Source organism: Streptomyces sp. NPDC004031 (assembly GCF_053604375.1).
The window spans coordinates 1-14172 of record NZ_JBSGHL010000101.1; the positions used below are offsets into that span (position 1 = coordinate 1).

General features: G+C 73.8%; 12 protein-coding genes. 9 read left to right on the forward strand and 3 right to left on the reverse strand.

Annotation, left to right across the window (positions count from 1 at the left end):
- From ACWERV_RS35500 to ACWERV_RS35515, 4 genes are all read left to right on the forward strand, one after another.
- Positions 1–615 (forward strand): phosphopantetheine-binding protein (locus tag ACWERV_RS35500; protein ID WP_452940909.1); only part of this gene is annotated, 615 nt, incomplete at its 5' end.
- Positions 612–860: a phosphopantetheine-binding protein gene (locus ACWERV_RS35505; protein WP_398184716.1), complete on the forward strand. Its 249-nt coding sequence runs from the start codon at positions 612–614 to the stop codon at positions 858–860. The genes ACWERV_RS35500 and ACWERV_RS35505, both read left to right, overlap by 4 nt.
- Positions 857–2269: a condensation domain-containing protein gene (locus tag ACWERV_RS35510; protein ID WP_452940910.1), complete on the forward strand. Its 1413-nt coding sequence runs from the start codon at positions 857–859 to the stop codon at positions 2267–2269. Before ACWERV_RS35505 ends, ACWERV_RS35510 begins: the two co-directional genes overlap by 4 nt.
- A gap of 188 nt (positions 2270–2457) precedes the next feature.
- Positions 2458–5568 (forward strand): phosphocholine-specific phospholipase C, encoded by a 3111-nt coding sequence (locus tag ACWERV_RS35515; RefSeq protein WP_452940912.1) that lies wholly within the window; start codon positions 2458–2460, stop codon positions 5566–5568.
- Positions 5569–5818: 250 nt separating this feature from the next.
- Here ACWERV_RS35515 and ACWERV_RS35520 read toward each other — a convergent pair whose 3' ends face one another.
- On the reverse strand, positions 5819–6892 hold the full coding sequence (locus ACWERV_RS35520) for an adenylate/guanylate cyclase domain-containing protein (protein WP_452940919.1): 1074 nt from the start codon (positions 6890–6892) through the stop codon (positions 5819–5821).
- 477 nt (positions 6893–7369) lie between these two features.
- Positions 7370–8227, reverse strand: a complete 858-nt coding sequence (locus ACWERV_RS35525; protein ID WP_398184722.1) for a biotin--[acetyl-CoA-carboxylase] ligase — start codon at positions 8225–8227, stop codon at positions 7370–7372.
- 284 nt (positions 8228–8511) lie between these two features.
- Here ACWERV_RS35525 and ACWERV_RS35530 point away from each other — a divergent pair, with 284 nt between their 5' ends.
- The 4 genes from ACWERV_RS35530 to ACWERV_RS35545 all read left to right on the forward strand — a co-directional run bounded on the left by ACWERV_RS35530 (position 8512) and on the right by ACWERV_RS35545 (position 11329).
- Positions 8512–10101 carry an acyl-CoA carboxylase subunit beta gene (locus ACWERV_RS35530; RefSeq protein WP_452940914.1) on the forward strand — a complete coding sequence of 530 codons (1590 nt, stop codon included), beginning with the start codon at positions 8512–8514 and terminating at the stop codon, positions 10099–10101.
- Between the two features lie 52 nt (positions 10102–10153).
- Positions 10154–10369: an acyl-CoA carboxylase epsilon subunit gene (locus tag ACWERV_RS35535; RefSeq protein ID WP_398184729.1), complete on the forward strand. Its 216-nt coding sequence runs from the start codon at positions 10154–10156 to the stop codon at positions 10367–10369.
- A gap of 109 nt (positions 10370–10478) precedes the next feature.
- Entirely contained in the window at positions 10479–10616 is a 138-nt protein-coding gene (gene mmpB / locus ACWERV_RS35540) for a morphogenic membrane protein MmpB (RefSeq protein ID WP_398184732.1), read from the forward strand.
- 89 nt (positions 10617–10705) lie between these two features.
- The gene (locus tag ACWERV_RS35545) at positions 10706–11329 is read left to right on the forward strand and encodes a nucleoside triphosphate pyrophosphatase (protein ID WP_452940916.1); all 624 of its coding nucleotides are present in this window, start codon (positions 10706–10708) and stop codon (positions 11327–11329) included.
- Between the two features lie 64 nt (positions 11330–11393).
- Here the strand turns inward: ACWERV_RS35545 and ACWERV_RS35550 are convergent, their stop codons facing one another.
- Positions 11394–11882: a hypothetical protein gene (locus tag ACWERV_RS35550; RefSeq protein WP_452940917.1), complete on the reverse strand. Its 489-nt coding sequence runs from the start codon at positions 11880–11882 to the stop codon at positions 11394–11396.
- Between the two features lie 467 nt (positions 11883–12349).
- Here ACWERV_RS35550 and ACWERV_RS35555 point away from each other — a divergent pair, with 467 nt between their 5' ends.
- Positions 12350–14110, forward strand: a complete 1761-nt coding sequence (locus tag ACWERV_RS35555) for an acetyl/propionyl/methylcrotonyl-CoA carboxylase subunit alpha (protein ID WP_398185820.1) — start codon at positions 12350–12352, stop codon at positions 14108–14110.
- Positions 14111–14172: the final 62 nt, after the last annotated feature.

Genomic DNA, 14172 nt, shown 5'->3' on the forward strand with positions numbered 1-14172 from the left:
CACCTCGAATACCTCGGCCGCCTCGACGACCAGATCAAACTCCGCGGCCACCGCATCGAACCCGGCGAGATCGAAACCCACCTCCAAGGCCGCGGTGCCGTCGCCATCCACAACAACACCCTCGTCGCCTACACCGCAGGACCCCCCGACGACCTCCCCGCCACCCTCCACAAAACCCTCCCACCCCACCTCGTCCCCACCCTCTGGATCCAACTCGACACCCTCCCCCTCACCCCCGGCGGCAAACTCGACCGCAAAGCCCTCCCCACCCACACCCACACCCACCACACCACCACCCCACCCCGCACCGACGCCGAAACCCTCGTCGCAGACATCTACGCCGACATCCTCGACACCCACCCCATCGGCGCCCACGACGACTTCTTCACCCTCGGCGGACACAGCCTCCTCGCCGTCAAAACCATCGCCCGCATCCGCACCGCCACCGACATCGACCTCCCCCTCCGCACCCTCTTCGACCACCGCACCGTCGAAGCCGTCGCCCAAGCCCTCGAAAACGCACTCCTCACCGAACTCGACCAACTCACCGACGCAGAAGCCGACCAACTGCTCGGTGAGAGCGAGAGCATCCACGGAACGGACGGAACAGCATGAGCACCCCGGTGATCAAGGAACGCCTGGCCCAGCTCGTCGCGGAGTCCTCGGACGGCGCGATCACCGCCGGTCAGGCCCTGGCGAGCACGGCCCCGCTGTCCGACCTGGGCCTGTCGTCGCTGTCCCGGATGCGGCTGGTCGACGCGGTGGAGGACGAGTACGACGTCGAGATCGACCTCGACGGTGACGGCTGGGACCTGGTCGACAACCTCGACGCCCTCGCCGCGCACCTGGAGTCCCGGTGACCGAGGCGCCGCCCGCCCCGGCCACGGGCCGGCCCGCGCCGCCGCGCGTGACGTGGGAGCCGGTGCCGTTCACGGCCGACGGTGGCGAAGGGCCGCTCGCCTGGGGGCAGTTCCACATGTGGCACCCGTTGCTGCGCTACGGGGCGGCCTTCGCGACGCTGAGCCTGCGCCAGGTGATCACCCTGCCCGTACCCGGCCCCGACGTACCGCAGGCGCTCGCCGCGGTCCGGCGGCTCGTCGAGACCCACCAGGTGCTGCGCACCCGCTTCTCCGACCGCGCCGGGGAGCCGTGGCAGACCGCCGCCGCCGAGGGCACGCACCTGGTCGAGGTGTGCGAGCTGGGCGCGGACGCCGGGGCCGGGGCGCTCGCGGCGTTCGCGGAGCGGCGGACCCGCAAGCTCGCCGCCGAGCCCTTCCGGCACAGCCACGAATGGCCGGTGCGCTTCAGCCTGGTGTGCAGCGGCGGACGGGTGCGGGCGGTCGCCGTCGTGTGCTCGCACCTCACCTTCGACGGCTGGTCCGCCGACCTCGTCGGCACCGCGCTGCGCCGTCTGCTCGCCGGGGGCCGCGTCACCCCGCCGGAGTGGCAGCCGCTCGACCAGGCCGCGTACGAGCGGTCCGAGCGGGGTCTGCGCGACGACGCCCGCGCGATGCGGCACTTCCGGACGCGGCTCGCGGAGGTGCCCGACGCCGCGCCGCGTCCGCCGCACGCGCCCGCCTCCCCGCCGATCCAGCAGTGGTGGCTGACCTCCACCGCGCTCGCCGCGGGGTCCGTCGCCGTGGCCGAGCGCACCCGTACGTCCAGCTCCGCGGTGATGCTCACGCTCGCGGCGACCGCGCTGGCGGCGCTGCGCGGCCAGGACACGGTGCCGATGCTGCTCATCACCGGCAACCGGGTGACCGAGCGGCAGCAGCGCTACATGGCCGCGACCGCGCAGGACGGGCTGTACGTCCACGACGGCGGTACGGGCGGCACCCTGGACGACGCGGTCCGCGCGGTCTACCGCCGCTCGGCGACCTCCTACCTGCGGGCGTCCTTCCACCCGGCGTCGCTCGACGCCCTCACCGCCGAACTCGACGGGGCCCGCGCCCACCCGCTCGACCTCAGCGGCTACTTCAACGACGCCCGCCTCAGCCGCGACTGGCGGCTCCCGCCGGGACCGGGCCCGTACCCGCGGTCCGCGCGCGGTCCGGCGTTCGTCCGCGGCTACGACGTCAACGACATGGCCTTCTGCCTCGTTCTCGCGCAGCAGGGTGCGGACTGCCAGGTCTCGCTGCTGGCCGACACCCGGCTGGTGCCGGCCCCGGCGATCCCGGCGGTGCTCTCGGGCCTGGAGTCGGTCCTGTGCGAGGCCGCCACGGCGGACGTGCCGCTCGCGGCGATCCCCCCGGCCCTGGGCATCGGCTGAGCGCGGGCGGTGCCGGGGCCGCGCGTCCGCTCCCCGGTACCGCCCGGCTGCCCCGGCCGCCTGCACGTCGGCTCCCGGTCGTCCGCTCTTCTCCCGGCGCGCCATTCCCGGTCACATAAGTCACGTAATTATTACGGGTCTAGTCCAAACCAGGTCCCCCCTCGACCCGAGAAGCGAGACACAGACCCATGAACGCAAGACCGGACGTCTCCCGCCGGACCCTGCTCGGCGGCGCCGCCGCCACCGGTGTGCTGGCCGCCCTCCCGCTGAGCCTGCGCACCGCGCTCGCCGCGCCCGTGCGCCCCGGCCGGCTCGACGACATCCAGCACGTGGTGATCTTCATGCAGGAGAACCGCGCCTTCGACCACTACTACGGCACCATGCAGGGCGTCCGCGGCTTCGGCGACCGCGCCGCCGTACGCGGGGCCAACGGCAGGCCGGTCCTCCAGCAGCCCGACCCCTCCCGCCCCGAGGGCTGGCTCGCGCCCTTCGCGATGAACGCCGCCCACACCAACGCCTACCAGCAGGGCGCCCCCGCCTTCGGCTTCGGCGACTCGCTCAACGCCCGCAACGACGGCATCGCCGACGGCTACGTGACCCGGCGCGGCAGCGGCTGGCTCGGCCAGGGCTACTACGAGCCCGCGGACATGCCCTTCTACAACGCGCTCGCCTCGGTCTTCACCATCTGCGACAGCTACTACTGCTCGACGGAGACCTCCACCAACCCCAACCGCGAGCACTTCATGACCGGCACCAGCGGCGGCACGGTGCGCGACCAGGCGGTCATCGACAACTCCGAGCCCGGCTTCGAGTGGACGACCTACGCCGAACGCCTGGAGACCGCCGGGATCAGCTGGAAGACCTACCAGGCGCAGGAGAACTTCGACGACAACGCGCTCGCCTGGTTCACCACCTTCCGCAACGCCAAACCCGGCGACTCCCTCTACGAGCGCGGTATGAAGAAGGTCGGCGCCGTCGCCGACCAGGGCAACCCGTGGAAGATGGGCGACGCGCTGGTCGCGGCCTTCGCCGCCGACGTCACCGCGGACACGCTGCCGCAGGTGTCGTGGATCGTCGCGCCCGCCGCGCTGTCCGAGCACGCGAACTACGCGCCGCCGGACGGCGAGAACCTCACCGCCCGGCTGCTCGCGGCCCTCGCCGACAACCCCGAGGTCTTCGCCAAGACCGCCTTCATCCTCAACTACGACGAGCACGGCGGCTTCTTCGACCACCTGGTCTCCCCGCAGCCGCCGGTCACGCCGCAGCGCGGCCGCTCCACCGTCTCCACCGACGGCGAGGTCGTCGTCCGCGTCGCCAAGGGCTCCACCACGTACTACCGGCCCGTCAACCAGCAGGGCCAGTACCGCACCAAGGCCGCCGACGGCACCCTCGGCTGGTCCGACACGCTGCCCGCGGGCGAGACGCAGACCGGCGGGCCCTTCCCGCTGGGCCTGGGCATGCGCGTGCCGATGATCGTGGTCTCGCCGTGGACCCGCGGCGGCGCGGTCTGCTCGACGGTCTACGACCACACGTCCGTGCTGCAGTTCCTGGAGAAGCGGTTCGGCGTCCACGAGCCCAACATCAGCGACTGGCGCCGCGACATCACCGGCGACCTCACCGAGGTCTTCGACTTCAGCGGCCGCAACCCCGCCTGGCCGTACCTGCCGGACACCTCCGGCAACCGGCAGAAGGTCGTCGACTCCGGCACCCGCCCGGCCCCCACCGTGCCCGAGCCGCAGCTCCTCCCGGCGCAGCAGCGCGGCACCCGCACGTCCCGGCCGGTGCCCTACCACCTGACGCTGCGCCCCCGGCTGCACCGCGGCGAACTGACCCTGGACCTCGCCAACCACGGCCGCCAGGGCGCCGTCTTCCAGATCTACCCCGAACCCGGCACCGCCCCGCGGCACTACACCCTCTCCGCCGGGACGAAGCTCTCCGACACCCGCACCGTCGGCGAGACCGGCTACGACCTGCGCGTCCACGGCCCCGACGGGCAGCTGTGGCATCTGCGCGGGGACGCGGCGGGCGACGCCGAGGCCGTCGTGGAGGTCACCTCCGACGCCCGGCACGCCGAGGTGCACCTCACCAACCGCGCCAAGCAGGCCCGTACGTTCCTGGTCGGCGACCTCGCCTACGGCGGCGGGGTGCGCGAGGTGCGGGTCGGCGCGAAGAAGGACCACACCGTGCGGATCCAGCTGCCGCGCGAGGGCTGGTACGACCTCGCCGTGGGCATCGAGGGCGAACCGTACTTCCGGCGCCGCGCCGCGGGCCGCGTCCCGAGCAAGCTGCAGGGCGTCACCGACCCGGCGATGGGGCTGCCCGACGCCCTCGACGTCACCGTGACCCTGGCCGCCGCCTCCGCCACGATCGACGAGGCCGTCCTCGTCCCCGGCGGCACCGCCCGGATCGGCGTCGCGCTCACCGCCCGGGAGAAGGTCACCGCACTGGAGGCGGCACCCGTCGTCCCGGCCGGGTGGACGGTCCGCACGGTGACCGCCCCGCCCGCCTCGCTCGCCGCGGGCGCCACCGCGACGGCCGTCTACGACATCCAGCTCCCGGCCACCGTCACCGGCGGCGGCCACCGGCTGCTCGTCACCGCGAGCGGCCGGGCCGGACAGCGGTACGTGCTCGCCGACGGCGAGGTCACGGCCCGCACCGCGGTCTCCGTCACGGGCCACCTGCTCGGCGAGGACTTCGAATCGGTCGCCGGCAGCCTCCAGGAGTCCGGCGGCGTCCTCGGCTGGACCGCCACCGCCCCGGCGGGCTGGAAGGTCGTCAACGCCGCCGCCATGCCGCAGGGCACCCCGCGGCTCCAGGGCTGGACCTTCCACACGAAGCGCCTCTGGCAGACCGGGGGCCAGGACCGCGCCAACTTCTCCCGCGCGCTCGGCGTCGTCGCCGTCGCCGACCCCGACGACTGGGACGACACCGGCTCGCCCTCGGCGAAGGGCCGCTTCGACTCCTCGCTCGTCTCCCCCGCGGTCGCCCTCCCGGCGGGCGCGACCCGGCTCTACGTGTCCTTCGACTCCCACTACCGCCAGGAGGCCCCCCAGGAGGCGGAGCTGACCGCCGCGTTCGACGACGGCACCACCGTGCGCCTCCTGCACTACGCGGCTGCCGCCACCGGCACGGACAATCTCGGCCAGGACGCCGAGAACACGTATGTCGCCCGCGACACGGCGATTCCGTCCGCGGCCCGGTCCGTCACGCTGACGTGGCGCGTCTTCAACGCGGGCAACAACTGGTACTGGGCCCTCGACCACCTCCGCGCGGACACGTCGCCCCTCCCGACGTACTGACCCGCCCCCGCAGGGGCGCGTGGGGGCACCTCCCGGGCGGAGCCTGGGGGAGGACTGCGCGCTCAGCCACGACGGTGGCGCGGGTCGTCACCGGCCCGAAGGGGCAGTCGCTGTCGTTCCCGGACCACCGGCCGGTGGTGGGTTGCTCGCGCAGTTCCCCGCGCCCCTAAAAACGAGTGGCCCGCGCGGGAACGTCGCGCGGGCCGCCGTAAGGGGCAGCCCGGGGCGTGAGGGTGCCCCCCGGCGGGGGTCAGCGGCGGGTGAGGAGCCAGGGCTCGACCACGCCGAGGCCGCGCACCGGGCGGCGCCACATCGGCTGGAGGGCGAAGCGGTATTTCGCCGCGTCCGCGGCATCCGCCGCCTCCGCGTCGGCGTCCGCCTCGGACAGCGGCGCGTCGCCCGCCTCGCCCAGGGCCTCCGCGAAGTCGCCGTCGACCAGGACGGAGTCGCGCGGCGCTATCGAGGTGAGCCGGGAGGCGAGGTTGACCGTCGTACCGAACACGTCGCCCATCCGGGTGGTGACCGTGCCGAAGGCCATGCCGACGCGGAGCGCGGGCATCGTCTCGTCGCCGGTCATCGTCTCGATGAGGCGGATGCCGATCTCGGACGCGGTGCCGGGGTCGTCGGCGACGAAGAGCACCTCGTCGCCGAGGGTCTTGATGAGCCGCCCGCCGTACGCGGCGACCTGGTCGGCGGCGGTGGTCTCGAAGGCCTCGACGAGTTCGCCGAGCTCCTCCTCCTCCAGCCGCCGGGTGAGCCGGGTGAAGCCGACGAGGTCGGCGAAGCCGACGGCGAGCCGCCGGTCCACGGCCTCCTCGTCGTCGGACTGCACGACCCGGCTGGTGGCGGCCGCGACCTGGCGGCGCCACACGTAGATGAGGAATTCCTCCAGCTCCGGCAGCAGCAGCTCGACCAGCGGGTACGCGACCTCCGCGCGGGTCATGCCGGGCTCGGGCGGCTCGGTGAGGCCTTCGAGGAAGGAGTCGGTCTGCCAGTCGGCGAGCCGCGCGGTGGTCTGGCCGGTGGAGCGGGCCACCTGGATGGCCATGGACTCGCTCAGCAGGCCCGCCTCGACGAGGCCCGCGAGCCGCCGCAGCGCCAGTACGTCGGCCTCGGTCAGCGCCTTGGCCTGGCCGATGTCGGCGAAGCCCATGGCGCGCCAGAAGCGGGCGGCCAGGTCCATGGAGACGCCCGCGGTGCGCGCGGCCTGGAAGGGCGTGTAGCGGCGGGGCGCGCCGAGGATGAGCTGTTCGAGTCGCAGGGCGAGCGGGTGCTCGCCCGCCTCCGCGGCGGCCTCGCCCGCCCTGCCGTACGCGGCGGGCATCCCGTGCTCGCCGGGGGCGCGTACGGGTTCGGGCTCGGCGGACTCGACGACGAAGGTGCCGTCGTCCGCGGGGACGCCGGCCGACGCGGGCTGCTCGCCCTCGTCCGGTCCGGGCTCGCGGTCGCCGGGGTCGCGGTCGCCCGGCTCGCGGTCGCCCGTGTCGCCATCGCCGCGGGAGCCCGCGGCGCGGCCCGGCTCCGGAGCGGGGGGGCCCGGGTCGTCCGCGCTCACCGTACGGCCCCTGTGGAATCCCTGCGCACAGCCCTTCCGATCATCGAGACGACGCAGCGAGTCAACGATACGGCAGGTGTGCCGCAGCTCACTCTCACCGGGAGCCGGATCTCGCCGGTACGGCGGCGGGCGCGCGGCACGGTCACCGGGACGGCCGTCACCGGCGCGTCCCCGCACCCCCCGCAATGCCCCTCACCAGCCCGCACGGCCCGGCGCGCCCCCGCGCACTCCCACGCGGGGGCCCGCTCAGTCCGAGGGCCGCAGGTGCACCACGTCGCCGGCGCCGACGCCGTGCTCGCCCTCCGCCGTGGCGATGACGAGGCGGCCGTCGTCGTCGATGCCGACCGCCGTGCCGGACAGCTCGCGGTCGCCGGGGAGTTCCGCGCGGACCTGGCGGCCGAGGGTCGCGCAGCCCGCCGCGTAGGTCTGCCGCAGCCGGGAGGCGTCGGGGTCGCCGCCCGCGGTGCGCCAGGCCTCGTACCAGTCGGCGAGGGAGCGCAGGACGGCCCGCAGCAGCGGGTCGCGGTCGGTGGTGGCGGCGCCCGCGAGGGCGAGGGAGGCGGCGGTGGGGACGGGCAGCTCGTCCTCGCGCAGCGACACGTTGAGGCCGATGCCGATGACGACGCCGTTCTCGCCGGTGCGTTCGGCGAGGATGCCGCCCGCCTTGCGCTCGTCGCCGTCGAGGGTGAGCAGCAGGTCGTTGGGCCATTTGAGTGCCGTGTCGACGCCCGCGGTGCGTGACAGCGCGGTGGCGGTGGCGACCCCGGCGAGCAGCGGCAGCCAGCCCCAGCGGTCGACGGGCACGGGCTTGCCGAAGGCCCCGGCCGCACCCGGCCGGAGCAGGACGGAGAAGAACAGCCCGGAGCGCGGCGGGGCGCTCCACCGCCGGTCGAGGCGCCCGCGCCCGGACGTCTGCTCCTCGGCGACGAGCACCGCGCCCTCGGCGGCCCCGGCGGCGGCGCGCGCGGCGAGGTCGCTGTTGGTGGAGCCGGTGGCCTCGACGACGTCGAGCGAGGTCCACAGCGGGGAGCCGACGACGGCCCGGCGCAGCGCGGTCTCGTTGAGCGGCGGGCGGTCGAGGTCGGACCAGCGGCTTGTCGTCATGGGGCCCACACTACGAGCCCGCGGTGCCCGGACGGACGCCCGGGACACGCCGGGTGCGCCCGTGCCGCGGGGCGGCCCGCGGGGGCCGTGGTGGTGCAGTGTGGTGAACGCCGCAGTGCCCGTACCGGAGAGTCGCCGTTACGCTACCGAGCACAGCGTTACTGACCAGTTAAGAAGCAGCCGACGTCCGGGAGGCGTACGCGCCGTCCGGTACCCCGCCCGTACCCCCGCCCGCACCCCAGTGAGCCGCCGCGAGCAGCCCAGAGCAGGAGAGCCGCCGAGCCATGGCCGAGCCGGACTACGACATCCACACCACCGCGGGCAAGCTCGCGGACCTGCGTCACCGTATCGAGGCGGCGGCGCACGCGGGCTCCCAGCGCGCGGTCGAGAAGCAGCACGCCAAGGGCAAGCTGACCGCCCGCGAGCGGATCGAACTCCTGCTGGACGACGGTTCGTTCACGGAGCTGGACGAGCTGGCGCGGCACCGCTCCACGAACTTCGGCCTGGAGGCCAACCGCCCCTACGGGGACGGTGTGGTGACCGGCTACGGCACCGTCGAGGGCCGCCCGGTCGCGGTCTTCTCGCAGGACTTCACGGTCTTCGGCGGGGCGCTCGGCGAGGTCTTCGGCGAGAAGATCGTCAAGGTCATGGACTTCGCGCTGAAGACCGGCTGCCCGGTCATCGGCATCAACGACTCCGGCGGCGCCCGGATCCAGGAGGGCGTGGTCTCGCTCGGCCTGTACGGCGAGATCTTCCGCCGCAACACCCTTGCCTCCGGGGTGATTCCGCAGATCAGCCTGATCACCGGGCCGTGCGCGGGCGGCGCGGTGTACTCCCCCGCGATCACCGACTTCGTGGTGATGGTGGACCAGACGTCGCACATGTTCATCACGGGCCCGGACGTCATCAAGACGGTCACCGGCGAGGACGTCGGCATGGAGGAGCTGGGCGGCGCGCGCACCCACAACTCCACGTCCGGCAACGCCCATCACCTGGCCGCGGACGAGAAGGACGCCTTCGAGTACGTCAAGGCGCTGCTGTCCTACCTGCCGGGCAACAACCTGGAGGAGCCGCCCGCCTTCGCCACCGAGGCCGAACTCGCCGTCACGGACGCGGATCTGGAACTGGACACGCTGATCCCGGACTCGGCGAACCAGCCGTACGACATGCACAAGGTCATCGAACACATCGTGGACGACGGGGAGTTCCTGGAGACGCAGGCGCTCTACGCCCAGAACGTGGTGACCGGTTTCGGCCGGGTCGAGGGCCGCCCGGTCGGCGTGGTCGCCAACCAGCCGCTGCACTTCGCCGGGTGCCTGGACATCAAGGCGTCGGAGAAGGCCGCGCGTTTCGTGCGCACCTGCGACGCGTTCAACATCCCGGTGCTGACCTTCGTGGACGTCCCCGGCTTCCTGCCCGGCACGAGCCAGGAGTGGGACGGCATCATCCGCCGCGGCGCCAAGCTCATCTACGCCTACGCAGAGGCGACCGTCCCGCTCATCACCATCGTGACGCGCAAGGCGTACGGCGGCGCGTACGACGTCATGGGCTCCAAGCACCTGGGCGCGGACCTCAACCTGGCCTGGCCGACCGCGCAGATCGCGGTGATGGGCGCGCAGGGCGCGGTCAACATCCTGCACCGGCGCACGCTCGCGGAGGCCGGCAGCCCGGAGGAGGCCGACGAGCTGCGGGCCCGGCTGATCGCGGACTACGAGGACACCCTGCTCAACCCGTACATCGCCGCCGAGCGCGGCTACATGGACGCGGTGATCGCGCCCTCGCAGACCCGGGTGCAGCTGGTCAAGGCGCTGCGGACGCTGCGCAACAAGCGCGAGAGCCTGCCGCCGAAGAAGCACGGCAACATCCCGCTGTAGCGGGTCGGGGCAGGGCAGGGGCAGGGCAGGAGCCGGGGAAGGGAGTTCAGCGGTGGTCGAGATCAAGGTGGAACGCGGGCGGCCGACGCCGGAGGAGCTGGCGGCCGTCGTGGCGCTGGTCCAGGCGCGGGCCGCGGCGGCCGGGGCGGAGGAGCCCGAGGCGCCCGCCGCCCGGCGGTCCGGCTGGTCGGCGCCGGAGCGCACCGTGCCGCGCGCCCTGCCCCGCCCTGCGCCGGGCGCGTGGCGGGCGTCGGCCTGGCCCTCCTGAGCCGGGGCGGCGCCGGGGCCATGGCCGGAACGGGCCATGCCGAGCGGGCCGTTCCGCTTGAGTACGCGTACTCAGGCGCCGCGCCCGCCCCGCGAGCACCCTGGTGGGCATGCTCTGGCCCGACGATCAACGACGCGACGAACCGTCCGAGGACACCCGGGAGGCGCTGCGCAAGCTGCGCCGCGCGATGGTGGTGGCCGCGCTCGTCGCGGCGCTGCTGATGGTGATCGCGACGCTGCGGGTGTGAGCGGCCCCCGGGTACGAGCCGCCGGGTACGGGGCTGCCGGTCCGGTCGTGGGGCCGGTCCGGTCGTGGGGCCGCGCCTACGATGGGGCGATGACCTCGCCGACCCCGCCCCGCCGCGTGCTCGTTCTCGCGTCCGCCTCCCCCGCCCGCCTCGGCCTGCTCAAGCAGGCGGGCTTCGACCCCCGGGTGGTGGTCAGCGGGGTGGACGAGAAGGCGATCCACGCCGACAGCCCCGCCGAACTGGCGCGCGTGCTGGCCGAGGCGAAGGCCGCGGCGGTCGCGGGCGGCGGCATGCTCGACGCGGACGGCGGCGAGCTGGTCGTCGGCTGCGACTCCGTCCTGGAGCTGGACGGCCAGGCGCTCGGCAAGCCCGCGGACTCCGCGGAGGCCACCGCCCGCTGGCAGGCGATGCGCGGCCGCGCCGGGGTGCTGCAGACCGGCCACTGCGTCATCGACCGGGCCACCGGCCGCCAGGTGTCCGCGACGGCATCGACGACCGTGCGCTTCGGCCGTCCGGACGACGCGGAGATCGCCGCCTACGTGGCGAGCGGCGAACCGCTGCACGTCGCGGGCGCCTTCACGCTCGACGGGCGGTCCGCGCCCTTCGTCGAGGGCATCGACGGCGACCCGGGCAACGTCATCGGGCTGTCCCTGCCGCTGCTGCGCGGCCTGCTGGGCGAGCTGGGAGTGCGCGTCACCGACCTGTGGGTGTAGGCCCCGCGGTCCGTCCGGCGTCCGTCCCCGCTCAGGACCGGCTCAGTGCCCGCTCAGGACCCGCTCAGGGCCCGGCGGACGGCAGCGGCGCGCCCGGCGGTGCCGCGGGCGGCGGGTTCTGCGGCGCGGAGCCGCCTCCCGTGCCGCCGGGGCCGCCCGCGCCGCCGCGCGCTTCCCGGGCGCTCTCGGGCGCGTAGAGCAGCAGAGTGCCGACGAGCAGGCCGAGGACGACCATGAGCGCGGCGAAGGCGAGCCAGCCCACCAGGCCGACGACGATCGCGCCGAGCACCCCGTGGACCACCGCGCAGACGATGAGCACGATCCGCGTGAGCAGCGGCGCGGGCTCCTGGCGTACCGCGACACGGGCCGTCAGGAAGGCGCACAGCAGCAGGAAGAGGGCGAAGATCCCGCCCGCGACCCACGAGCCGACGGCCATCCCGTCCGGGTCGAGGCCGGCCAGCGACATGTCCTGGTGGCGTACGGCCAGGCCGAGCACCCAGTTCACGAAGGCGACCCCGAGTGCTTCGAGCACCAGGACCACCGCTGTGGCCACGGCTATCCCTCTGCGCACCCTGTCCCCCCTCCGACGCCCGTCCATGGGGTCGCAGGCTACTCACGGGTAAGAGGGCGGGCAAGGGTCGTGACAGGCGTTCGGGCCACCGGTGCGCAACCGTGACCGCCGTCCGGGGGGCGGCGGCCGGGCGACCGGGGTCCGGGGGCGCCTCCGGCGGCGCGCCGTCACCCGTCAGGACGGACCCGGCCGCAAACTTTCCGCGGACTCTTCGTGGGATTCCCACAAAGAAGCGTCAACTCCATGCACCGACTCCGAGCGAGATTCGACCCGCGCCCGGTAGAGCGGGACATGGGCGGGAGCAGGGCCGTACCGTGGACTGAGCTGGAGTTCACGGGGTGCGGTGATTCACGGATCACCCTCCGTGTGGGCAAGCTCACGTGCAGGGGTGCCTCGGCATCGAGTGTGGCCAGTACCTAAACTCGGCTTGTTTCATGGAGGGAGCCATCGTGCGCAAGGTGCTCATCGCCAACCGCGGTGAAATCGCAGTACGCGTCGCCCGTGCCTGCCGGGATGCCGGGATCGCCAGCGTAGCCGTCTACGCGGACCCCGACCGGGACGCGCTGCATGTCCGCGCGGCCGACGAGGCGTACGCACTGGGCGGCGACACACCGGCCACCAGCTATCTGGACATCGCGAAGGTGCTCAAGGCGGCGGCCGAGTCGGGTGCGGACGCCGTGCACCCCGGCTACGGCTTCCTGTCGGAGAACGCCGAGTTCGCGCAGGCCGTGCTGGACGCCGGGCTGAACTGGATCGGCCCGCCGCCGCAGGCCATCCGCGACCTGGGCGACAAGGTCGCGGCACGTCATATCGCCCAGCGGGCCGGTGCCCCGCTCGTCGCGGGCACGCCCGACCCGGTGTCGGGCGCCGAAGAGGTCGTGGCCTTCGCGAAGGAGCACGGCCTGCCGATCGCCATCAAGGCCGCCTTCGGCGGCGGCGGACGCGGCCTGAAGGTCGCCCGCACGCTGGAGGAGGTCCCGGAGCTGTACGACTCGGCGGTGCGCGAGGCGGTCGCCGCCTTCGGGCGCGGCGAGTGCTTCGTGGAGCGCTACCTGGACCGGCCGCGGCACGTCGAGACGCAGTGCCTGGCCGACAAGCACGGCAACGTGGTGGTCGTCTCCACCCGTGACTGCTCGTTGCAGCGCCGCCACCAGAAGCTCGTCGAGGAGGCCCCGGCGCCGTACCTGACGCCGGAGCAGAACGCACAGCTGTACGCCGCCTCGAAGGCGATCCTGCGCGAGGCGAAGTACGAAGGTGCGGGAACCTGCGAATTCCTCGTCGGCCAGGACGGCACGATCTCCTTCCTGGAGGTCAACACCCGGCTCCAGGTCGAGCACCCGGTCACCGAGGAGGTCTCGGGGCTGGACCTGGTGCGCGAGATGTTCCGGATCGCCGACGGCGAGGAGCTCGGCTACGACGACCCGCCGCTGCGCGGGCACTCCTTCGAGTTCCGGATCAACGGCGAGGACCCGGGCCGGGGCTTCCTGCCCGCGCCCGGCACGGTGACGAAGTTCGTCGCCCCGTCCGGCCCGGGTGTGCGGCTGGACGCGGGTGTGGAGTCCGGCAGCGTCATCGGCCCGGCGTGGGACTCGCTGCTGGCCAAGCTCGTGGTGACCGGCGCGACGCGTGAGCAGGCCCTCCAGCGGGCGGCCCGCGCGCTGGACGAGTTCCAGGTGGAGGGCATGGCCACGGCCCTGACCTTCCACCGTGTGGTCGTCCGGGACCCGGCGTTCGCGCCGCCGAAGGGCCCCTTCACCGTCCACACGCGGTGGATCGAGACCGAGTTCGTCAACACGATCCCGCCCTTCGCGGGCGGGCCCGCGGACGATGACGAGGCGCAGGGCCCGCGCGAGACGGTCGTCGTCGAGGTGGGCGGCAAGCGCCTGGAGGTGTCGCTCCCGGCGTCGCTCGGCATGACCCTGGCCCGCACCGGGCTGGCCGCGGGCGCCAAGCCCAAGCGGCGCGCCACCCAGCGCGCGTCGGCGGCGGTGTCCGGCGACTCGCTGCCCTCGCCCATGCAGGGCACCATCGTCAAGGTCGCGGTCGAGGAGAACCAGCAGGTCACCGAGGGCGACCTGATCGTCGTCCTGGAGGCCATGAAGATGGAGCAGCCGCTCAACGCGCACCGCTCCGGCACGATCATCGGCCTGAAGGCCGAGGTCGGCGCCTCGGTGTCGTCGGGCGCGGTCATCTGCGAGATCAAGGACTGACACGACTGACACGGCCGCAGGCCGTCGGTCACGCGCGCGGCGCGGCCTCCCGTCCGGGAGGC

Coding starts and splice junctions, on each gene's coding strand:
- ACWERV_RS35525 (WP_398184722.1), bottom strand. CDS start 8,227: ATGACGACAAGCCGCTGGTCCGACCTCGACCGCCCGCCGCTCAACGAG.
- ACWERV_RS35545 (WP_452940916.1), top strand. CDS start 10,706: ATGACCTCGCCGACCCCGCCCCGCCGCGTGCTCGTTCTCGCGTCCGCC.
- ACWERV_RS35530 (WP_452940914.1), top strand. CDS start 8,512: ATGGCCGAGCCGGACTACGACATCCACACCACCGCGGGCAAGCTCGCG.
- ACWERV_RS35515 (WP_452940912.1), top strand. CDS start 2,458: ATGAACGCAAGACCGGACGTCTCCCGCCGGACCCTGCTCGGCGGCGCC.
- ACWERV_RS35505 (WP_398184716.1), top strand. CDS start 612: ATGAGCACCCCGGTGATCAAGGAACGCCTGGCCCAGCTCGTCGCGGAG.
- ACWERV_RS35520 (WP_452940919.1), bottom strand. CDS start 6,892: ATGCCCGCCGCGTACGGCAGGGCGGGCGAGGCCGCCGCGGAGGCGGGC.
- mmpB (WP_398184732.1), top strand. CDS start 10,479: ATGCTCTGGCCCGACGATCAACGACGCGACGAACCGTCCGAGGACACC.